Below are 20,486 nucleotides of genomic sequence, written 5' to 3'. Positions count from 1 at the left end.
GATTACTCTTCGTCCATCAGGTCGATTCCGATGGCTCGTTTGATCTGTTCACGCAGACCGCCGCTCCCGGCGCCGCTCGCGCCGAGCGTCACCAGCACTGGTTCGACGCTCGTCTCGGCGTCCTTCCGGACGCCACGGGAGAGACGCTCCATGTCGTCGTCGTGCATCACGACGATGCCGACGTCGTCGTCCGTGAGCATCTCCTCGACGGCGTCGTCCAGCTGTTCGTCTTTCTCCTCGTTGGGGATGTCCGCGAACTTGCGGACACCCGCCAGTCGGAACCCCGTCGTGAACTCCGGGCTCCCGATTACGGCGATTTCCTGGCTCATAGTATCACCAGTTCCTGTTCGATTTCGTCCGCCTCCAGCCCCGCCTCGCGACCGCGCGAGATGGCGCGGATGTTGTCGACCTCTCGCTCCTTCGAGAGGATGTACGAGAGGACCGGACAGACCGACAGTGGATAGCGGTTCGAGAGCTGTTCCGCGTACTCGAGGAGCGCGACGTCGAGCGCGCGCTCGAAGTCGATGAGGTTCTCGGCGTCCTCCAGTGTCTCCAGTGCGTCCTCTAAGTCGTCACCGTACGGGCTCTCCCGGACGGCGTTGACCAGCTGGTCGGTGTCGGTCGCCAGCTGTGCGAGCTGGCGCTCCTTGAACAGCCGACCACCCTCGATGTAGTACTCCGCCGGGTCCATGTCGGCCCCGCTTCGCGCCAGCCGGAGCGCGTTCCGGAGGTTCCGGAAGTCGACCTCGGCCTGGAGGAACTCGATGTACAGTCCGGTCGGACTGTCGACCTCCGGGCCGGTCGGGAGGCCCGACAGCAGCATCTCGTAGAACGAGCGGTCGACGGCGTTCTCGACGGGGACGAGGACGCCGCTCTCCTCGAACTCGCTGAAGGCTTCTTCCACGGCGTCACCGAAGATAGTGGGCTCGAGCAGCTCGACCACTTCCTCGATGCTCTCCGCTGCGAGCAGCTGGTCCAGCAGTTTGTCGTCGAACTCCCCGGCGTCGATGAGGTCGTCCTCGACCTCGGTCTGGGTCGCCCCGGAGTAGATGCCCCGGATTATCGTCTTGATGTTCCAGGCGTCGAACTTCCGGAGGTACCGGGCGACGTAGTCGTACAGCTGCCCTTCGGTCCAGTCCAGCAGGTCGTCGAAGTGCTTCGCCAGGTTGCGGTTGAGCGCGTACTCGACGAGGTCGATACCGCTGTATCGAGCGCCGAGGGCGTTCATCTCGGTCTCGTACTCGGTCTCTTCCATGAAGCGGGCGATCTCGCCCGTCCCCATGCGGACCAGCTTCCGGTAGTCGTCGTCGTCGAACAGCGACGCTCGACGCGACCGAACGCGAGCGACGACGTACTCGTAGTTGCTTCCTTGACCGCGCTTTGCGTCCGTTCGCGAACTCATTGTGCGTCGAAGAGGCGGTCGCTGATGTCTCGCAGGTTGTCCTCCCAGACGGTCTCCAGCAGCGAGTCGAACGTGTTGTTCACGCGGACTCGGGAGGACTCACTCTCGACGACGACACCACCGAGGCAGTCTCGCTCTCCGGCGAACGTTGCTCCGTCGTAGTCTGTGAGGACGTCTTCGAGCAGGTCCTGGTCGTCGGCCCGGCCGTAGACGGCCAGGTCGCCGTCGTCGAACTCCGCGACGGCGGCGTCCAGGAGCGCCCGGGTCAGCTCTTCGCGACGGTCGCCGCCGAGGTCGGCGAGTGCCGCCTCGACGTCGGCGCGGACGTCCTCGAGGACGTCCCGACGGGCGCCGAGTCGGGCCTGCTTCGCCTGCAGTTTCGCCGAGGAGAGCCGCTGTTCGCGCTCCTGGGAGATCTCGCGGTCGACCTCGGCCTCGCGGTCCGCTCGGATCTGCTCTGCGTCGGCCTCGGCCTCGTCGATGATCTCCTGGGCGCGCTCGTCGGCCTCCCCGCGAATCTCGTCTGCACGCGCGCGGGCTTCGTCTCGAATGTCCTCTACGACTGTTTCAAGGCTCATTGTTGGAAAAGGGAGGTGCGTTTAGACGACGAAGACGACGACCAGCGCGAGGATGACGAGTGTCTCCGGGAGGACCGTCAGAATGAGGCCACGCCCGAACATGCTCTCGTCTTCGGCGACGGCACCGACCGCAGCGGCGCCGATACCACGCTCGGCGATACCGGCGCCGAGAGCGGCGAGACCGACGGCGAGTGCCGCGCCGGCAGCCGGCGGAATTGCTGGTGCGCTCGATCCCTGCAGTACAGCGTTGACAACGGGTGCGATGGATTCAATCATTGTTTGAAGTCCTCTCTGAGGTTGCTCGTGTCCGAACAGGCGTATGTGGCAGTACGTACTTCATAAAACTTCCCAAACTGGCTCAGCGCGACGCTATTCCGGCGATTTAGCCGCTCGGATGGCCGGGGATGTGAACTGATAGCAGCCGCCTCCCGTAGCAGGTCGGACCGGCCGCAGTGCTCAGGATATGGCGAAACTGCGAAAACGGGGCGTACTGCGGTTGTGACCGCCTCAGTCTTCGGTCGTGTAGTTGCGCTCGTAGCCGAACGGGGTGTAGGGCTTGCCGCCGCCCTCGTAGAACTTCCCGAAGAACTCGACGTACTCGAGACGCACTCCCTGCAGTCCGGCGCTCGTGATACCGAGCACCAGCACGAGCAGGTGGCCGATGACCAGCACGAGGAGGCCGCCGATGACGCCGGCGATGCCCGAGTGCATCAGGCCGCCGAACATCACTTCGGTGACCTGGTGCCCCTCGTAGGTGCCCTGTGCGAGGTAGTACGACGGGGCGTGGTTGATACCGAAGTGCCACTCCGCGTCGGCGCCCGAGCCCGTGACCCACACGCCGAAGAACAGGAGGTTGACCACGAAGGCCATCCCCGCCTTGGCGAGCAGCACGGCGGCGAGTCGGGTATAGGAGAGGACGTTGACGAGCACGTTGAGGAACTCGACGCCCTCGATGGGTTCACCGACGACCAGCAGGACGAGGCCGAGTGCGAAGACCCCGAACGCCAGGAAGCCGACCGCTTCCGGCAGGACGGTGAAGCCGAGCGGGAACGGATTTCCGGCGAAGACGCTCTGTTCGGCAGAGCCGACCAACAGCGGCGGTGCCGCCCCCGTCGGCGGGGCGTCGGCGAGGATCCAGCCCCAGAAGCCAAACAGCATCATGAGCCAGGAGCCGCTCTCCAGCACTGCGTCCTTGAGGCCGTGATTGAGGTTCTCGATGAAGTCGAAGGTCCAGCCGACCGCGAGGTGGAGCATCCCAGCAAAGAGGCTCAGGACGAGCCAACCGAGCGCGTACTCGCCGTAGTGGGGCTGGAGGCCCTTGTGGATCGGCGGGTTGCCGCCCCAGACGATCTCGCCCAGTTGGTGTAACCCAAAGAACTCGCCGTACAGCACGCCGAAGAGCATCGTGAAGCCACCGGCCCACATCGCGACGCCGCCGAGGCTCTTGAGCACGTCACTGTCGACGCTGCTGTACAGCGCGTAGCCCAGCAGCAGGTAGATAGTCCCGTATCCGAGGTCGCCGATCATGAACCCGAAGAACGCCGGGAACGTCAGGAAGAACGCGACGGTCGGGTCGAACTCGCTGTACTTCGGCCGGTTGATGACCTCGACGAGGGCCTCGAACGGCTTGACCGTCGCCGGGTTGTCCTGGATGACCGGCGGGGCGCCGCTGCCCATGGTGATGACGCCGCCGTCGGAACGCACCGTTCCACCGTCGGCGGCGGCCTCGCGGGCCTCGCCCTCCTCGTCGGCCGCAGCGGTGACGCCCTCGCTGGCAGGGGGTTCGCCGCCCTCCTGTTCGACCTCTTCGTGAGCGTGTGCGTGGCCGTCCGAGTCGTACTCGGCGACCTCCAGCTTCTCGATGTCGACGGCCTCGCCGACCTCGCTGCGGACCGCGCTCTCGAACTCCTCGTAGCGGTCGTCCGGGAGCCAGCCCTCGGCGATGAAGGCGTTCTCGGTCGTCGCGAAGGTCAGGGGCGCTTCGGCCTTCTGGACCTCGATGGAGAGTTTCTCCTCGGCGGCCAGCAGGAAGCCGGCGTAGTCGAGTCGGAGGTCGTCCAGCTCGTCCTGGACCGTCGTGAGCTTCGACTCGAGTTTCTGTTTGCGGTGCTGGAGCTCCTCGAGGTACGACGAGGGGTCGCCGTCGCCGTCGGGAATCTCCAGGCCCGTGAAGGTGGCGCCGACCAGGGCGTCCTGGACCGCGCTCTCGTCGTCCTGTGCGAAGATGGCGACGACGCCGTCTTCGTGCATGACGCGGAACGTGTCGACGGGGCTGTCCGCGAGCGCGATCTTCACTTCATCGGGGTCGGCCTCGCCGACGAGCACCGACAGCGACTCGTAGCCACGGAGGAGGTCGAGGTCGATGCCCAGCGTGACGAAGGGCTCCATCGCGTCGATGCGCTCTTCGACCTCACGCAGGTCGCTGCGGACCTCGTCACGGCGGTCGTCGAGGTCGTTGACCTTCCCGCGGACGCTCGCGAGTTCCTCGTCGATGGCCTCGTCGGTCACGACGCGCGTCGGCCCCGCGTCGTCGGGGCTGACGTCGAGGATGGACTCGAGCGAGCGGACGGTGACCAGCTTCTCCGAGGCCTCGTCGGCCCCTTCGACGGGGTCGCCCGGCTCGAACCCGTCCCACACGCCGTCGTACTCGGTGACGTGGAGCATGTCGAGGTCGTGGACCGCTTCCACGATGTCCCGCATGGTACGTTTCGACCCGGTCACCGAGACGCGGCACATCTTCTCAGGTCTGAGCATGTACCGCCTCCTCGAAGAGGTCTGTTACGTAGTCGACCACCTCGTCGACACGGTCTGCGGCCTGTTCCTCGAGCTCGTCGCGGGCCGCCTCGCCGTCGGCGAGAATCTCCTCGCGCTCGGACTCGATCTCCGAGCGTGCGTCGGCGAGACGCTCTTCGGCCGCCGCGTCGGCCTCTTCGTGGGCCGTCTGGCGGATTTCCTCGGCCTCATCGCGAGCCTCCTGAATCCGCTGCTCGCGGTCTTCCTCGGCTTCGGCGACGATCTCGTCGGCCTCCTGCTCGGCCTCCTTTATCTTGTCGAGAACTTCTGGCCGTGGCATTCTCTAATCGTACGGACGTTGCCAGAGCGCCTATTTGGTAGTTGCGAAACTTGCGCGGAGCGACGGCTCCCGGTTCCGGCGTGCTCTACGGGGATTGTCCCTCCCGTCGGGTGGGTCGAAATCCGGGGAATTATGACCGACACGCCCCAAGACAGTGCCAATGGGAGTCCTCGAGAACAAATCTCGCGCGCGGCTGTTCTACAAGTACCTCTCGAAGGTGTACGACCAGGTCAACCCCTTCATCTGGGACGAGCGGATGCGCGACGAGGCGCTCGACATGCTCGGGCTCGAACCCGACGACAGCGTCCTCGACGTGGGCTGTGGCACCGGCTTCGCGACGGAGGGGCTGCTCCAGCACGTCGACGTCGTCTACGGGCTCGACCAGAGCCCCCACCAGCTCTCGAAGGCCTACGGGAAGTTCGGGAAGCACGGCGACGTCCGGTTCCACATGGGCGACGCCGAGCGGCTCCCGTTCCAGGACGACGCGTTCGACGTGGTGTGGTCCTCGGGCTCCATCGAGTACTGGCCCAACCCCGTCGACGCCCTCGAGGAGTGTCGCCGCGTCACGAAACCCGGCGGCAAGGTCCTCATTGTCGGTCCCGACTACCCGAAATCGACCGTCTTCCAGAAGGTCGCCGACGCCATCATGCTCTTTTACGACGAGGACGAGGCCGACCGGATGTTCCGGGAAGCCGGCTTCGACTCCTTCGAACACCACATCCAGCAGTCACGCCCGGGGAGTCCACGCGCGATAACGACCATCGCCGACGTGCCGGAGTGAGACCGGTCCTGACGCGCGTTACCGGCCGGCGACGTCGGCTTCGAGTTCCGTCCCGTCAGAAGTCGCCACGGTGACGTTGTAGGCGCCGCGGGGTTCGACTGTCCACAGGGTGCCGTCAGCCCCGGTCGCGCCGACGGGCTGGCCCGATATCGACACCGTTCCGGAGAGCGGGACTCCGGTCTCGTTGTTCGAGACGGCCACCCGGAGCGGCCCGGTCTCGTAGGCTCGACTTACCGTTAGCCGCGTCGAGTCGTCGACTGTCGTCACCGTCGCCGTCGGTTCGACCGTCGAGAGCTGTCGGGACTGCACCTCGTGGAACACTCTCGTCGTCCCGCCGTCGAGGTACGCCGTCAGCCGGCCGTTCGAGTGGTCGGCGGTGAGCTGGTAGATGTTCGTGGTCCCGAAGCTCTGGACGCTGGGGAGCTGGCGGTCGTACAGCCAGGGGTACAGCGACTCGGCGCGGTCGGCGGCGTTCCGGAGCCGGTCACCCTCGCTCGCGGCGAACTGGTCTTCGGCGCCCGGCGCTCGCTCGTCGTCGAGGTGCGTCTCGCGGACGTACTCCCCGCCGTCGATGGTTGCGAGCATGTACCCGTCCGTCGCCGTCTCGAGGTAGACGACGCCGACGTCGCGCTGACCGGCCAGCGACTGGCGCAGCTGAGCGGCGATGGGCCCGGTCAGCATCCGGAGGTTCCCTTTCGTGTTCTCCAGGTCGGTCCGGAGGCCCCGTTCCATCGCGAAGTCGGGGTTGTTCCGCTCGACGCGCTCGATCCGTCGCAGCCCGTCGGCGAGTGCCCGGGCCTCGGCGTCGGCGAGCGCGCGCATCTCGACGAACCCGGTGACCGAACTGGCCCCGGTCGCGTAGGCCGAGAGGGCCTGGCCCTGCTGTGTCTCGAGTTCGACGCGGCGGTCCTCGATGACGGCGAGCCTGTCGCGGACGAGCTCAGTCCGGGCCTCTGCCGAGTTCGCTCTGATGAACCGCTCCTCGAAGGCGCCGGTCTCGTGCTCCTGGTGGAGCCGACGGGACCCCGCGGCGACGGCCGTCCCGACGTCGACGCCGGGCGACTCGTACGCGGCCGTCTGGAGTTCGCTCTCGGGGACCGACAGCTGATTGGTCGTCCCGTTGATGGACGTTATCTGGTACGGACCACCGTCCTGTGCAGCGACGGCTGTCGTCGCGACGGGGAGGGCCGCCACCACCACGAAGATGGCGACAAGGAGGGCGGGGGATGGGCGCATCACCACCGCGTACAGCCCCACAGTACAAAAATCCCTGCATTCCCACCCCCTGGATAGCCGCCGTAGAGTGCTCCAGACCTTTCAAAACGGCCGGAGACGTTTTACTCTCGGATGGAAAGGGTTTTGGCTCCGGACCTTGCAGTCAGGAGTGCAAATGTCCCCGCGGGTATCCGCTGCCCTCCTCGCCTTCCTCCTCCTCGTTCCGGTCGCGATGCCGGGCGTCGGTGCGACTGCGGTGGTCGGAGACGGCCCCGTCGCACAGACGACGCCCAGCGACCCGGTCACAGAGAACACTACGTTCTACATCCAGCTGCGCGCGAACGGGGACGCCAAGTGGACGATAACTGACACCTACGCCCTCGAAGACGAGAACGACACTCGGGCGTTCGAGGACCTCGCCACCAAGTACGTCGACGGCGAGACGGACCCCGGGTGGTTGGCATCGTTCCGGCAGGCCAGCGCCGCGGCGAGCGAGGCGACCGGTCGGGAGATGAACGTCACCGACGTCCGCCGGGACTACGTCGTCAGTGGTGATACCGGGACGCTCGTCCTCGAGTTCACCTGGACGAACTTCGCGACGGTCGGCGGCGATCGGCTCGTCGTCGGCGACGCGTTCAACACCACCGACGGCACCTGGTTGGGGAGTCTGACGGCCGAACAGCGACTCGTCATCTCCCCGCCCGCCGGCTACGGCGTCCGGAGCGTCCCGACGGCCGTCGAGGGCGGAGAGCTCCGGTTCGACGGACCGCGGACGTTCGAACCGGGCTACCTCCGAATCGTGTACGCGGGCGAGGCGCCGACGACCACCACGACCGACACCCCCGGCGACGACGACCTGTTCGGCGGCGGGTCGTCGCTCTGGCTCGGCGGCGCCGCGGTACTCATCCTCGGCCTCGTCGTGGCCGTGGGCTACATGGCCCGACACGGCGCGACCGGACTGCCTGCGGAGGCCAGCGATGACGACGACGACGGGGACGCGACGGGCGGTGACGGCGCAGTGGTCGGCGCCGCGACGGTAGACGACGACGGCGACGACGTCGACGTCGAGCTGCTGAGCGACGAGGAACGCGTCGAACGCCTGCTCGAGCAGAACGGCGGTCGCATGAAGCAGGCCCGCATCGTCAAGGAGACCGGCTGGTCGAACGCGAAGGTCTCCCAGCTGCTCTCGTCGATGGACGAGGCCGACCGCATCAACAAGCTCCGCATCGGCCGGGAGAACCTCATCTCGTTCCCCGACGAAGAGATCGGCGACTTCGAGGAGTGACTTCTCAGAGGTCCGCCGCAGCGTCGACCGCCGCCGGCAGCGACGGGGCGTCGAACACGTCGTCACCGACGTAGGCGTTCGTCCCGGCGCAGTACAGATCGCGGGCGACCTGGATAACGTGTTCGTCGAGCGGCTCCGGGGCCGCGTCACAGAGCGACTTCCAGTCAGCGATACCGTCCTCGGTCGCCGCCGCCTTGGCCGCGCCGACGGCGTCGACCCACTCCGGCTGCGTGCGCTTGTGGTACTGCCGGATGACCTCCTTCGAGACCTGCTGGCCGTCGTACGAGAAGCGGTTCTCGTCGAAGGTGCCGACCACGTCGGCGACGTGAATCTCCCCATCGTGATACAGGCACTCTATCTTCCCGTCCTCGTGGACCAGGTCGGCCTGCCGGGCCTGTCCGTTGAGGATGTCGTTCACCGCGAGCGCGACTGCTTCGAGGCGGTCGACGCTGGCCGTACCGGCGATACGGTCGGCCGCCTCGCGGTCGAGGTAGCGGTCCTGTTCCTCGTACTTCGTGGAGAACTCGACGACCGGCGTCTCGAGGTCGACCGGTTCGTCGGGCCACGTCTCGAGGTCGAGGCCGTGGTTCTCTGGGTCGGTCCGCGTGCGCAGCGAGGACCCGACCGGGACGCGGTTCCGGAAGACGATCTCCAGGGGGACGAGGAAGTTCTCGCCCGCGGCGTCGTGGTACGCGTCGTAGTCGTACGCGCCGTCGACGAAGGGGAGGTCGGGGACCTGCGTGAGCGAGATGACCATCTCCCGGGGCGTGTGGTCCATCGAGAGCGCCTCGTCGAGGTCCAGCACCTCGTCCCGGCCGTCGATGCGGACGCCCTCGTAGTGCGTCGGAACCTCGTTCGCCTCCAGCAGCTGGAAGTTGAACGCGCCCATGGTACACAGCGAGGCGCCCTTGTCGGGGATCTGGTCGGGCATCTTCCCCCAGTCGAACACCGAGTAGTCGTCCGTGAACACGAACGAGCCCCGGCCCAGCTCCTCGGCCGTCGCGGGCTCGTCGACGCGGAAGTCCTTGACGCTCGTCATTGCTTCGGGGTTTTCGGGCCGTGACAAAGAGGTTTGCACTTCGCCCGTGACCGGGCCGGCCACCAACCTTTTTCTCTATCTCTCCCGTCCCGTACCACAATGTCCGACGCCTCCGAGCCCACGGCCCCGCCGGTCGACTCGATAGAGTTCCGTCACCGACCGGTGACCGACCAGTCCTTCGAGAGCGCGCTCGCGAAGGCTCGCGACGGGGTCCGCCTCTCGGTGGCCGATGGCGTGGAACTGCTCACGACGGGGACCGACAGCGAGGGAATCGACGTACGGCGGAAGGAACGTGTCCTGGAGGCGGCCGACCGCCGTCGCGCCGAGGTGGTCGGTGAGGAGGTCACCTTCGTCGCGAATCTCAACAACAATGTGACGACGGCCTGCAACACGGGCTGTCTGTTCTGTAACTTCAAGGACCGCTCCGAGCAGTTCCGGACCGAGTACCAGGAGTCCCACGGCGGCTTCACGAAGACGCCCGCCGAGTCGCGCGACATCGTCGCCGACGCCGTCGAGCGCGGTATCTACGAGGTCTGCTCGGTGTCGGGCCTGCATCCGGCGCTGGCGCTCGATGCCGAGCACCGCGAGATTCTGGAAGCCAGCGAGCGGGGCGACCTGAACTACCGCTCGCCGAGCGAGTACGACGTCGACCCGGGCACGTACTGCGAGCAGATTCGGGCGATGGACGTCGGCGGGGTCCACGTTCACTCGATGACGCCCGAAGAAGCGTACCACGCCCGGCGCGGCACCGACTGGGCCTACGAGGAGGTGTTCCGGCGTCTCAAGGCCGCAGGACTCGACAGCGTGCCGGGGACGGCCGCCGAGATTCTCGTCGACGAGGTGCGGGAGGTCATCTGCCCGGGGAAAATCGGGACCGACGAGTGGCTCGAAGCGATGGAGGCCGCCGCGAGCGTCGGGTTGGGTCTGACGGCCACGATAATGTACGGCCACGTCGAGAACGAGATGCATCGAGCCATGCACTTAGAGCGCGTCCGCGAGTTACAGGACCGAACGGGTGCCATCACTGAATTCGTCCCGCTATCGTTCGTGCACGAGGCGACGCCGCTGTACGAGCGGGGGATGGTCGAGGGCGGGGCCAGCACCGCCGAGGACGAGTTGCTGATCGCCGTCTCGCGGCTCTTCCTGGACAATATTGAGCACATCCAGTCGTCGTGGGTGAAATACGGGGACAGCCAGGGGCTGAAGATGCTGACCTGCGGGGCCGACGACTTCATGGGGACCATCCTCTCGGAGGAGATAACGAAGCGGGCGGGCGGCGACTACGGCGAGTTCCGGTCAGTCCGCGAGTACGCGGACATGATACGGGCCATCGGCCGGACGCCGGTCGAGCGCTCGACGGACTACGAACACCGGCGGATCGTCGATCCCGACACCGACGTGGTCGGGCCCCAGCTCGGGCCCAGGGCGGACGGGACGCCGCTGCTTGAGTGACGCTGCTGCTGAACGGTGCCATCGTTCGGTCGGCTGTCACCTCGAACCTCTCTACTCGCTGTCACTGTTCGGAGAAACGGTTTGTAACCCGGGAAATTGTCAGAGGCAGACCCGGGCCACTCGATTTGGAGAGTGGTGGCCGTATATATCATCGGCCTATTCATCTAGGTATTACTCACGCGTGACACGATCTAGTTTACGTGTGAAGGCCTGCGGCTCGACTGCTATCTCATATTATCGCTGACCATGCTATGGGTCGACAGGGGACGCGCAGTCGAGGACCGCGCGGAACCGCTCGCCGGCCGCGGTGTCGGCGTCGATGGCCGCCGCGATCGCCGGCGGGAGCCACCCCGACTCGACGAACCGCTCGTAGACGGGCAACCGCTCGGTGAGCGGGACCTCGGCCGCCTCGGCGACGGCCTCCAGCTCGCGGAGCGCCGGCCACTCGTACTCGGGGTTGATATGGTCGACGGTCACCGGCGAGACGCCGCCGAGATCGTCGACGCCGCAGTCGGTCAGCTCGCGGGCCGGTGCCAGGTTCGGCGGGACCTGGACGGCGATCTCGTCGGGGAGGCCGTCCCGGGCCATCGCGGTCACGCGACGCATCGTCGCCAGGTCCGGCGAGCCCCCCTGCCAGCGTTCGTTCTCGACGACCGGCTGGACGATGACCTCCTGGATGTGCCCGTACCGCTCGTAGAGCTCGGCGATGGCGAGGATGCTCTCGGCGCGGTCGCGCCAGTCCTCGCCGACACCGACGAGGATGCCGGTCGTGAACGGGACGCCCAGTTCGCCCGCCGTGCGGAGCGTGGCGAGTCGCTGGCCCGGTGACTTCCCGCGGGGGCCGCCGTGGGCCTGCACCTCGGCTGTCGTCTCCAGCATCACGCCCATCGAGGCGTTCAGGTCGGCGACGGTCGCCATCTGCTCGCGGGTCTGGTCGCCGGGGTTGGCGTGGGGTAACAGTCCCTCTTCTAAGGCAATCTCACAGGCCTCGCGCAGGTACTCGTGGATGCTCTCGTGGCCCAGGTCCGACAGCTGGTCGTAGATAGCGGTGTAGCGGTCGTCCGGGTCGTCGCCGAAGGTGAAGAGCGCCTCCGTGCAGCCGGCATCGGCCCCGCGCTGGCAGATCTCCCGGATCTCGTCGGGCGTCAGCAGGTCGGCCTGGCCCGGCGGGTCGTAGTACGTGCAGTAGGTGCAGGTGTAGCGACACGCGGTCGTCAGCGGGACGAACACGTTTCGGCAGTAACTCAGCTCCGTAGCCGGCTCGACGTCGGCCGGCGTGACCGACAGCAACCTATCGATGGCCGCGTCGCTCACGGTCAGGTCGATGTCGTAGTCGGCAGCACCGGGAATCACGTCACGGGGTCGGTCCCGGACCACCAAAAGCCTTCACTCCCGGACGACGCCGACACGGCCGTCCGCCACGTCGAGTTCGAAGCCAGCGTCACGGAGCCAGTCGGCCGCCGCGCCGTCGCCGTGGAGCAGCACCTCTGCGAGGTCACCTGGTTCGTCGACGTCCGTCGCCAGTCGGCGGGAGTCGACCTCGGCGAGACTCGCCCCGACCTCGCGGGCGATGCGACGGTGGTCCCGGATGGATGCCCCGTGGTAGTCCACGCGGAAGTCGGGGTGGCGACTGACGAGAGCGTTGGTCCCGCCGCCCAGACCCGGCGCCAGCACCACGTCGGCGTCGGGCGCGAAGAGGCGGTCCATCGTTTCGGGTGTCACGAGCGGCAGGTCGGCCATCACGACCGCGAGGTCACCCGCCGTCAGGTAGTCGTTGATCAGCGCGTCGAGGCCGCGCTCGTCGACAGTCGTCGGTGCGGGGCAGTCTATCGGTGCGGTCGTCACCACAGTGGGGTCGTGGCCCGCCCCGTCGAGCACTTCGAGCACGTCGGCGAGCATCGCTTCGGTCAACGCCAGTCGCTCGTCGGCGTCGAGCACGGGCGCGAGGCGCGTCTTGGGGTCGGCCCCCGAGACGGGGACGACGGTCCGCATCTACAGCTTGCTGTAGTCGTCTCCCTGCTGGGAGTATAGGTAGTAGATGCCGCCGCCGAGCAGGAGGAGCACGACGAGCGCGCCACCGACCAGCAGCAGCGTCCGGGTGGTCTGCTGGCTCTGCTGGGCGCTCTCGGCGGTGTTCTGTGCCTGGTTCGCCAGGTCGACGGCGTTCTCGAAGTTGCCGTTCTCGTACGACGAGACGGCGCTGTCGACGAGGCTCTCTGCCTCCTCGTTGCCGCCAGCTTCGTCGATGCTCTCCTGAGCAGCGTCGATGGCGTCACGGGCCTCCTTGCTCTCCTCGGTGAAGTGGTGGGCCGTGTCGTTGCGGAACTCCTCGGTGTTGTTGCCCGTCTGGCGCGACAGCGTGGCGACCGTGAACCGCTCTTCGGGCGCGTACGTGTAGTTCTCGACGGCCGGGACCGTCCCGGACAGCGCTATCTCGACCTCGTCACCGTTGTCGTCGATGTCCAGGTCCTGCGAGACGTTCTGGCTCCCGTACGTGTCCTCGCTTATCTGGGTCCCGGCACGGAAGACCGTCACCTGCCAGCTGACGCTCTCCAGTTCGGTCGTCCCCCGGAGCGTCCACTGGTTGGGCGCGTCGGTGAACGGGTCGTCGATGGTGTACGTGACCGTGATATCCTCTTCGACAGTCGCCTCGGACGGAACGCCGTCTGCAGCGACGGTAAACGCGGTGGCCGTGCCCGAAACGGCGAGCAGTCCGACCACGCACAGCAGAGCGAGTGTTCCCTTAGAACAGCGGATCAAGTTCATCTTCGTCGTCTTCGACTAACTCCTCTAAGTTATCTTCGCTTTGGCGCCTGATGTCGTCGATGTTGTCCTGCGCCTCGATGGCGACCTGCTGGAGTTCCTTGATCCGCGGCACGTTGTGGACGCCGGCCAGCAGTATCGAGGCCGCGACTTTCGGGGAGTTGGTCGGGTAGTCCCCACCGCGGACCTCCATCGAACCGGTCTGCTCCTCGAGCCACTTGCGCCCGCGCTCGATACCCTTACGATTCAGGTGCTCCGGCGGCCCGGCCATCACGAGTAGCGCGCGCTCGGCGCCCTCTATCTCACACGGCAGCGTGAGGCGGCCGAGTGCGGCCTTTCGAACCAGCGACGTGATGCGGTTCGTGGTGTTGGCCGTGTCCATGCCGTCGTCGGTGCTGTCGTCGCCGCCCTTGAACCGCGAGAGGAGGCCCCCGCCATTCGAGGAGAGCTCGACGTCCTCGGAGGCGTAGCCGACCGTGGAGACGCCACCGCCGTCGAGCGTGTTGATGATCTCCGAGGAGTCGACGACGCTCTCGGCGACGTTGTCGCCCGCCGAGACCTCGCCGGCGCCGAAGAGGACGCCGAAGCGCCGGACGATCTCCTCGTTGATGTGGTCGTAGCCGCCCTCGACGGACTCACCGGTCTGTCGCCAGGCGTCGTTGTCGAACACCATCAGGTTGTCCACCTCGCGGACGAACGTCTGGAACGAGCGGGCGGCGTTCAGGGTGTAGATGCCACCCTCGTCGCTGCCCGGCAGGACGCCCAGCCCGTAGACGGGCTCGGTGTAGATGCGCTTGAGGTGCTTCGCGACGACCGGCGACCCACCGGACCCGGTTCCGCCGCCCAGCCCGGCGACGATGAGGAACGCGTCGACCTCGTGGACCGGGATGTTGTCGATGGCCCCCTGGACTTCGTCGATGTCCTCTTCGGCGATCTCCGCGCCGAGTTCGTTGTCAGCGCCCACCCCGTGGCCCTTCACGCGGGCCTGGCCGATGAGCACTCGATTCTCCTCCGGTACTTGACTCAGACCGAGCAGGTCGGCCTTCGCCGTGTTGACCGCCACGGCGGAGCGGACGATCCCCGAGTCCGTCTTCTCGTCGTACTCGAGGAACTTGTCCACAATTTTACCACCGGCCTGCCCGAAGCCGATCATCGCGAGTTTCATACTATGGTTCTCCGGTTAAGCAGGGCAATGCGGATTGTACGCTTAAGTTTTATGCCCAACTCTCATCGATGAATATCGAGATACGTACCAGGTACGTTTCAATGTCGGGAGCGCGGGCAGCGAGAGAATTCGAGGATATCGGGACACTGGGGCCTCGTAGCAGCCATATCCGCGTTTCGAGTGTCGGCTACTCGACACCCAGGTACGACCCATACGTTCTCATCTCCGATGGGTCCACACCGAACGCGCCGACGTCGTTCGTCGCCGGCGCGTTGACGAAGTCGAGCCCCTCGTACTGGTCGCTGCCCATCGGGAAGCCCAGCGCGCCGAGGACCGGGAGCCCGATCTTCGCGAGCGGCATCGGGAGCGGGACGATGCTGACGGACTTCCCCTCGGCCTCGAAGACCAGCTCCGTCGCCTCACGCAGCGTCAGGACCTCTGGGCCGCCGACCTCGTACACTTCGCCGACGTGTTCGTCGTCCTCCAGTGCGTCCGCCAGCATCGGGACGATGTCCTCGACCCAGATGAGCTGGAACGTGGCCTTCTCGCCGCCGCCGGGGAGCGGGTAGAGCGGTACGCCGGGTGCGAAGATCTGCTTGAGACGCTTCGTGAAGTAGCCGAACTCGTCGCCCTCGCCGAAGACGATGGAGGGCCGGAAGATGACCCAGTCCAGGTCGGACTCCTTCACGACGTCCTCGGCCTTGCCCTTCGCGCGCAGGTAGTGCGTCGCCGCGTGCGGGGCTGCGCCGAGCGCGCTCATCTGGAGATACCGGTCGACACCGTGTGCTTCGGCGGCTTGCACGCAGTGTTTCGTCCCCTCGAGGTGGACCACCTCGTGCATCTCGTTGCCGCCGTCGGGTTCGAACAGCGGCGTCAGTGCGGGCAGGAAGACGACGGCGTCTTTCCCCTCGAAGACCTCCTCGATGCTTTCGTAGTCGGTCACGTCACCCGTCTTGCGCGTGACACCCGTCGGCAGGTCGGCGTCGTGCGGGTCCCGCGAGAGCGCCGTGACGTCGTGCCCGCGTTCGTCAAGTTCCCGACACAGATACTGCCCGATGAACCCCGTACCGCCCACGACAAGTACGTCCATACCTGACATATTACCGGGGATACCGTAAAGCTACGGCGCAACTAGTATGGGCTGTGAGCCGACGGCCCCGAGTCGACGCCGGGGTGCTTACGTACCCGCGGGCTGACGTGCGGGTATGCTCGTCACGCTCGAAGGACTCGACGGCAGCGGAAAGTCGACGGTGTGGGACCGGCTCGCGGCCGACGACGCCCTCCCCTCGGACACCGTCTTCACCCGCGAGCCGACCGACAGCTGGTACGGTGACTGCGTCCAGCGCTCTATCGACGACGACGACGCCGACTCGCTGGCCGAACTGTTCCTCTACACCGCCGACCACGCGGCCCACCTCGCAGAGACCGTCGAGCCGGCCCTGGCAGACGGCCGACTGGTCGTCTCGGACCGCTACTCCGACTCGCGGTACGCCTACCAGGGCGCGACGCTGGCTGACGCCGACGCGTTCGACGACGCGATGGCCTACGTCCGGCGGGTCCACGAGCCCTGGACGCGGCCCCCTGACCTGACCGTCTATCTCGACGTCGACCCCGAGACGGCCGCTCGGCGCAGCGGTGCGACCAACAAGTTCGAGGCGGCCGACTACCTCGCAGACGTCCGCGAGAACTACGAACAACTCCTCGAAGCCGACCCGGACCGGTTCGTCCGCATCGACGCGACACAGTCACCGGACGCGGTCTCCGAGCAGGCGCTGCGTGCGATTCTCGACCGGCGCTAGTTCATCGAGGTGGGCAGCTCCACCTCGTCGGGGGACGGCATCCAGACGTAGTCGAACGTCATCCCGATGGCGAGCGGGACGCCGATAGTCAGGAACAGCGTCGACCCGGTGCCGAGGGCCAACCCGTCGCCCAGCGGGAGCGGGCCGCTCAACAGGAGCAGGACGACGAACATGGCGACCGGACAGAGCAGGACCGAGTAGGCGAGACTCCCCCACTGGGTGTTCAGTCGGACGCGGAAGAATCGCGTCATCAGTGCCGTCATCGCGCTGTTTATCAGGACGATGACGAGCAGTCCGACGAGTCCGAGGACGCTGACCATGGCTGTGTTACGGGACGAGTCCTCTTTTCCGTGTCGGAACCGGCCGGCGACACAAGTGGTGCAGTCGACCGGCCGCCCACAGGTCACTCCAGACAGATGTAGGTACGCGTGTCGGCGACGCCTTCCAGGTTCCTGATCCGTGACGACACCGAGTGCATGACGTCGTACACCTCCGCCCCCGACGCCTCGGCGATGATGTCGTACTGCCCGGCGACGATGTGGGCCTCGTCGACGCCCTCGGACTCCCCGACGGCGTTCAGGAGCTCCTCGGACTTCCCCGCGACGGTCTTGATCATGATGAAGGCGTTGACCATACTATGCTATGACGTGCCAACCCACGAAAAGGTTTCCCGCGGCCCGGTCGGCCGTCCGTCGATTCACCGGGGTACTTTTATTCACCCCCGTCTCGTACGGCCCCACATGAGATTCGTTATCGTGGGTGCAGGTCGCGTCGGCCTCCGGACGGCACGCGTCCTCAAAGAGAGCGGTCACGACGTCGTCCTCGTCGAGGTAAACGAGACGACAATCGAGCGCGCACGCGACGCCGGCTTCGAGGTCATCGCCGGCGACGCCGGTATGGAAGACACCATCGACAAGGCCGACCTGGACTCGGCGGACGCTCTGGGGGCACTCACCGGCGACCTCAACACCAACTTCGTCGCCTGCATGGTCGCCAAGGAACACGGCTGCCGGACCGTCATGCGCATCGACGAGGACTACCGCGAGGAGATCTACCGCCGCTACGCCTCGGAGGTCGACGAGGTCATCTACCCCGAACGGCTCGGCGCCATCGCCGCGAAGAACGCGCTGCTGGGCGGGAACATCCGCGCCGTCGCCGACATCGCACAGAACCTCCAACTGGTCGAGTTCACCATCTCGGCGGGCTCGCCGATGGAGGGGTACTCGCTGTCGGAACTGGAACTCCCCTCGGACTCGCAGCTGATGGCCCACGCGAAGGGTGACTCGCCGCTCGGACTGCCGAACTCCGACGAGACACTCGAAGCCGGCGACCGGGTCGTCGTACTCGCGGACTTCAACCACCTCGCGGACGTCCGGAGTATCGTCGTCGGCGACTCCAGCCAGGCCACCGCGCTCGGAGGTGCGTGAGCATGGTCACTGCGTACGTGATGGTCAAGGCCCACACCGGGGACGCAGACCGTCTGAAGACCGAGATCGAAGCCATCGAGGGGGTCGTCGAGGCCCACATCGTCGCCGGCGACGTCGACCTCATCGCGAAGGTGGACGTCGAGACGCCGGCCGCCGTCAAGGACGTGGCCGCGACCCACATCCAGGACATCGAGGGCGTCGAGAGCACGCAGACGTACATCGCGATGGACTAGAAACTACATTTTTACTTCGGGGGGTTCCGCCGGACCCCGCTCGCAAGAATTTAGTATAAAGGCCGCAGCGCGCGGAACCGCGCGCTGCGGGAAACGGCTCGCGGTGCCCGCCGTAGATAGTACGCGCCGCTTACAGCGGTGTCCCGCCGCGGCTCCCCTCGCTCTCGCCCGTGCTCGCGTCGTTCATCAGGTCGGCGACGACGCCGACGTAGTCGTAGCCGGGGACGATACCCTCGACGTAGGTCCCCTGGACGTACTCGACGAAGGCCTTCGAGACGGCCGGGCCCTGGCTCGCATTCCCGAGGCTGAACCGGTAGGTGACGACGATCTCTTCGCCGTCACGTTCGACCGCGTAGTCGTCGAGGTCGACCGAGACGCGGGTCGCCATCGGCGCGTCCTCGAGTCGGCGCTCCAGCGTCTCGAACCAGCCGTCGGCCACGGCGTCACCGATGTCGTCGGCCGTCGCGGCCTGTAGCGACGGCGCTCGGACGGTCACCTCGAAGTCCGTCCGCCACGTCTCGCCCTCGCTCGCGGCCACGTGACCGCTGAACTGCGTCGTCTCGACGGCGTAGCCGTCACCGGCCGGCACGAACGCGTCGTGTTGCTCGAAGGGCCGCGTAACCTCGTCTGGCGCGTCGGTCATCGACGGAGTATTGGCGATTCGAGCGGAAAAACGCGTCGTATGCGTCTCCCTGGCGGGTCGCTCACACAGTTGACGCCAGTGCGCTCGCATCGCTCTTCAGGTCCGTTCATCACAGATGCGAGGGATGGGATTCTCACTCGATGCCAGACCTCGCTTCGCTCGGTCTGCCGTAGTTCGAATTGCCATCCGAACGATTCGGTGCGGCGCGAACGTGCGCCGCACACTCATGCGAGGGATGGGATTCGAACCCATGGACCCCTACGGGAGCGGGTCTTAAGCCCACCGCCATTGGCCAGGCTAGGCGACCCTCGCGCACTGCAGACTCGATTCCCTCCCGGGATGTCGTTTTCGGTCTCTCCGTCGGAGGGCGGGGTCGGTCACCAGTCGACAGAGAGGGTCCCGTCGCCGTGTGGATTCGGCGCGATTTCCTCGTTCGTCCGGCGGTCGACGACGTGGATGATGCCGCGGTCCTTCTTCGCCGGGCAGGCCTCCGCGGCGGCGACGTTGTGTTCCACGTCCTCCTCGCCGATGAAGTAGGCCCGGGGCGTCGCGATGGCTGTGTCGAGGTCGAGCTTCCAGTTCCGCGAGACTTCCGCGCACTTGCCCGCGCCGAAGCACTTGTTGGCCTCGAAGATTATCTTGTAGGGCTTTTCCTCGATTGGCGGGGCGTCCTGCTCTCCGAACTCGCTCGGGTCGACGGGGTCGTCGGCCTCGGTCATTGGTTCCAGTTCGGTGCCGACGGACTTTCGATTGTCGGTTCCCGCGGCCGACCGTCACTCGACGACGGTGACCTCGTCACCGGCGCGGACGGTCTCCCCGCGGTCGGCTTCGGGGACGCTCGCGATGAGCATCACCGTATAGAAGTGGTCGAAGGCGCTCCGGTCGGCGAAGTCGGGGAACGTGGCCTCCCGGCGCTCGACGAACCGCTCGCGGAACTCGGGGGTCGGCTCGCCGGTGTCGGGGTCCCGTTCGGGGACGACACAGCGGCCACAGGGTGTGACACCCTCGAACTGGACATCGCCCGTACGGAACGCCGGGGCGTCGTCGCCGACGAAGCGGTCCTCCCAGAACGCCGGGACGCCGCCGATTTCGACGTTCGCCCGCAGGCGTCGGCGTACGCTCTCGACGGTCAACTCGTCGAACCACGAGGCCACCGCCTCGAGGGTCGCCGTGCTGACGACGGAGGGTCCCATCTCGCGGCGGTCGACGTACCCCAGATCTGTGTCGCGCTCGAGCGAGAGGTCGACGCCGAACACCGAACTGAACCACGCTGCCGCCCGCTCGCGCTCGTCCTCGTCACCGATGTCGAACGCGACCGATTCGTGACCGGGGGCCGAGACCGAGAGTCGTCGCGTCTCGGGGTCGTACGCTGTCTCGACGTCGTGGACACGGTCGGTCCGCTTCCCGTTGAGAACGTCGCCGTCGGTATCGAACAGCGCGAACTCGCGGTCGTGCGCCAGCGTGCCACCCGCGACGAGTCGCGAGGCCTCGCGGTCGACCCCGTCGAGCCCCTTCACCGGAAAGACTGTGAGCCGTTCGACGTGTACCATTATCGGCCCTGCGTCACCCGTCATATTCAGGGCATCGACACCGAGTCGCATTTCGGGACTTTTTATTACACCGTCCTGATA

The 20,486-nt window shown here is 66.5% G+C and carries 24 protein-coding genes and 1 tRNA gene; 6 read left to right on the top strand and 19 right to left on the bottom strand.

Features of this window, described 5'->3' with window-relative positions:
• Positions 1-2: 2 nt before the first annotated feature.
• The 6 genes from P1L41_RS00960 to ahaH form a co-directional block, all read right to left on the bottom strand.
• The gene (locus P1L41_RS00960) at positions 3-329 is read right to left on the bottom strand and encodes a V-type ATP synthase subunit F (protein WP_276297013.1); all 327 of its coding nucleotides are present in this window, start codon (positions 327-329) and stop codon (positions 3-5) included.
• A complete protein-coding gene (locus tag P1L41_RS00955; RefSeq protein ID WP_276297012.1) occupies positions 326-1,402 on the bottom strand; it encodes a V-type ATP synthase subunit C in 1,077 nt (358 codons plus the stop codon). Before P1L41_RS00955 ends, P1L41_RS00960 begins: the two co-directional genes overlap by 4 nt.
• Complete coding sequence (locus tag P1L41_RS00950) at positions 1,399-1,980, bottom strand: V-type ATP synthase subunit E (RefSeq protein ID WP_276297011.1); 582 nt, start codon at positions 1,978-1,980, stop codon at positions 1,399-1,401. Before P1L41_RS00950 ends, P1L41_RS00955 begins: the two co-directional genes overlap by 4 nt.
• Before the next feature lie 21 nt (positions 1,981-2,001).
• A complete protein-coding gene (locus P1L41_RS00945; protein ID WP_276278409.1) occupies positions 2,002-2,256 on the bottom strand; it encodes a F0F1 ATP synthase subunit C in 255 nt (84 codons plus the stop codon).
• A 231-nt stretch (positions 2,257-2,487) separates the two neighbouring features.
• A complete protein-coding gene (locus P1L41_RS00940) occupies positions 2,488-4,734 on the bottom strand; it encodes a V-type ATP synthase subunit I (protein ID WP_276297010.1) in 2,247 nt (748 codons plus the stop codon).
• Entirely contained in the window at positions 4,721-5,053 is a 333-nt protein-coding gene (gene ahaH / locus P1L41_RS00935) for an ATP synthase archaeal subunit H (RefSeq protein WP_276297009.1), read from the bottom strand. The genes P1L41_RS00940 and ahaH overlap by 14 nt, the downstream gene beginning before the upstream one ends.
• Before the next feature lie 160 nt (positions 5,054-5,213).
• On the opposite strand from ahaH, the gene P1L41_RS00930 reads away from it, so the two are divergent.
• The gene (locus P1L41_RS00930; RefSeq protein WP_276297008.1) at positions 5,214-5,834 is read left to right on the top strand and encodes a methyltransferase domain-containing protein; all 621 of its coding nucleotides are present in this window, start codon (positions 5,214-5,216) and stop codon (positions 5,832-5,834) included.
• An 18-nt stretch (positions 5,835-5,852) separates the two neighbouring features.
• Here P1L41_RS00930 and P1L41_RS00925 read toward each other — a convergent pair whose 3' ends face one another.
• A complete protein-coding gene (locus tag P1L41_RS00925; protein WP_276297007.1) occupies positions 5,853-7,070 on the bottom strand; it encodes a DUF7094 domain-containing protein in 1,218 nt (405 codons plus the stop codon).
• A 154-nt stretch (positions 7,071-7,224) separates the two neighbouring features.
• On the opposite strand from P1L41_RS00925, the gene P1L41_RS00920 reads away from it, so the two are divergent.
• Positions 7,225-8,334 (top strand): helix-turn-helix transcriptional regulator, encoded by a 1,110-nt coding sequence (locus P1L41_RS00920; protein WP_276297006.1) that lies wholly within the window; start codon positions 7,225-7,227, stop codon positions 8,332-8,334.
• A gap of 4 nt (positions 8,335-8,338) precedes the next feature.
• Here the strand turns inward: P1L41_RS00920 and P1L41_RS00915 are convergent, their stop codons facing one another.
• Positions 8,339-9,373, bottom strand: a complete 1,035-nt coding sequence (locus P1L41_RS00915) for a phosphoribosylaminoimidazolesuccinocarboxamide synthase (RefSeq protein ID WP_276297005.1) — start codon at positions 9,371-9,373, stop codon at positions 8,339-8,341.
• Between the two features lie 99 nt (positions 9,374-9,472).
• Here P1L41_RS00915 and cofH point away from each other — a divergent pair, with 99 nt between their 5' ends.
• Positions 9,473-10,825, top strand: a complete 1,353-nt coding sequence (gene cofH, locus P1L41_RS00910; RefSeq protein ID WP_276297004.1) for a 7,8-didemethyl-8-hydroxy-5-deazariboflavin synthase subunit CofH — start codon at positions 9,473-9,475, stop codon at positions 10,823-10,825.
• A gap of 249 nt (positions 10,826-11,074) precedes the next feature.
• Here the strand turns inward: cofH and cofG are convergent, their stop codons facing one another.
• From cofG to P1L41_RS00885, 5 genes are all read right to left on the bottom strand, one after another.
• Entirely contained in the window at positions 11,075-12,178 is a 1,104-nt protein-coding gene (gene cofG / locus P1L41_RS00905) for a 7,8-didemethyl-8-hydroxy-5-deazariboflavin synthase subunit CofG (protein ID WP_276297003.1), read from the bottom strand.
• A 33-nt stretch (positions 12,179-12,211) separates the two neighbouring features.
• Complete coding sequence (cofC, locus tag P1L41_RS00900) at positions 12,212-12,817, bottom strand: 2-phospho-L-lactate guanylyltransferase (protein ID WP_276297002.1); 606 nt, start codon at positions 12,815-12,817, stop codon at positions 12,212-12,214.
• Positions 12,818-13,591 carry a hypothetical protein gene (locus tag P1L41_RS00895; protein ID WP_276297001.1) on the bottom strand — a complete coding sequence of 258 codons (774 nt, stop codon included), beginning with the start codon at positions 13,589-13,591 and terminating at the stop codon, positions 12,818-12,820.
• On the bottom strand, positions 13,569-14,753 hold the full coding sequence (locus P1L41_RS00890) for a tubulin/FtsZ family protein (RefSeq protein ID WP_276297000.1): 1,185 nt from the start codon (positions 14,751-14,753) through the stop codon (positions 13,569-13,571). The genes P1L41_RS00895 and P1L41_RS00890 overlap by 23 nt, the downstream gene beginning before the upstream one ends.
• Positions 14,754-14,940: 187 nt before the next feature.
• Positions 14,941-15,843 carry a complex I NDUFA9 subunit family protein gene (locus P1L41_RS00885; protein ID WP_276296999.1) on the bottom strand — a complete coding sequence of 301 codons (903 nt, stop codon included), beginning with the start codon at positions 15,841-15,843 and terminating at the stop codon, positions 14,941-14,943.
• Positions 15,844-15,958: 115 nt separating this feature from the next.
• Here P1L41_RS00885 and tmk point away from each other — a divergent pair, with 115 nt between their 5' ends.
• Positions 15,959-16,552, top strand: a complete 594-nt coding sequence (gene tmk / locus P1L41_RS00880) for a dTMP kinase (protein ID WP_276296998.1) — start codon at positions 15,959-15,961, stop codon at positions 16,550-16,552.
• On the opposite strand, the gene P1L41_RS00875 is transcribed toward tmk, so the two are convergent.
• On the bottom strand, positions 16,549-16,872 hold the full coding sequence (locus P1L41_RS00875) for a DUF7991 family protein (protein ID WP_276296997.1): 324 nt from the start codon (positions 16,870-16,872) through the stop codon (positions 16,549-16,551). The genes tmk and P1L41_RS00875 overlap by 4 nt on opposite strands.
• Positions 16,873-16,955: 83 nt before the next feature.
• Positions 16,956-17,186: an Lrp/AsnC family transcriptional regulator gene (locus P1L41_RS00870; protein WP_276296996.1), complete on the bottom strand. Its 231-nt coding sequence runs from the start codon at positions 17,184-17,186 to the stop codon at positions 16,956-16,958.
• Positions 17,187-17,292: 106 nt separating this feature from the next.
• On the opposite strand from P1L41_RS00870, the gene P1L41_RS00865 reads away from it, so the two are divergent.
• Positions 17,293-17,979 carry a potassium channel family protein gene (locus P1L41_RS00865; protein WP_276296995.1) on the top strand — a complete coding sequence of 229 codons (687 nt, stop codon included), beginning with the start codon at positions 17,293-17,295 and terminating at the stop codon, positions 17,977-17,979.
• Positions 17,980-17,981: 2 nt separating this feature from the next.
• Positions 17,982-18,212, top strand: coding sequence for an Lrp/AsnC family transcriptional regulator (locus P1L41_RS00860; RefSeq protein ID WP_276296994.1), 231 nt, complete (start codon positions 17,982-17,984; stop codon positions 18,210-18,212).
• Between the two features lie 130 nt (positions 18,213-18,342).
• Here P1L41_RS00860 and P1L41_RS00855 read toward each other — a convergent pair whose 3' ends face one another.
• The 4 genes from P1L41_RS00855 to P1L41_RS00840 form a co-directional block, all read right to left on the bottom strand.
• The gene (locus tag P1L41_RS00855; protein ID WP_276296993.1) at positions 18,343-18,855 is read right to left on the bottom strand and encodes a DUF5813 family protein; all 513 of its coding nucleotides are present in this window, start codon (positions 18,853-18,855) and stop codon (positions 18,343-18,345) included.
• Between the two features lie 227 nt (positions 18,856-19,082).
• Positions 19,083-19,167 (bottom strand) — tRNA-Leu (locus P1L41_RS00850).
• A 65-nt stretch (positions 19,168-19,232) separates the two neighbouring features.
• The gene (locus tag P1L41_RS00845; RefSeq protein ID WP_276296992.1) at positions 19,233-19,574 is read right to left on the bottom strand and encodes a ferredoxin; all 342 of its coding nucleotides are present in this window, start codon (positions 19,572-19,574) and stop codon (positions 19,233-19,235) included.
• A 54-nt stretch (positions 19,575-19,628) separates the two neighbouring features.
• A complete protein-coding gene (locus tag P1L41_RS00840) occupies positions 19,629-20,405 on the bottom strand; it encodes an MOSC domain-containing protein (RefSeq protein ID WP_276296991.1) in 777 nt (258 codons plus the stop codon).
• Between the last annotated feature and the right edge of the window lie 81 nt (positions 20,406-20,486).

The organism is Haloarcula ordinaria, from assembly GCF_029338275.1.
Taxonomy (GTDB): Archaea; Halobacteriota; Halobacteria; order Halobacteriales; family Haloarculaceae; genus Haloarcula; species Haloarcula ordinaria.
This window is presented reverse-complemented; position numbering and strand designations above follow the sequence as displayed.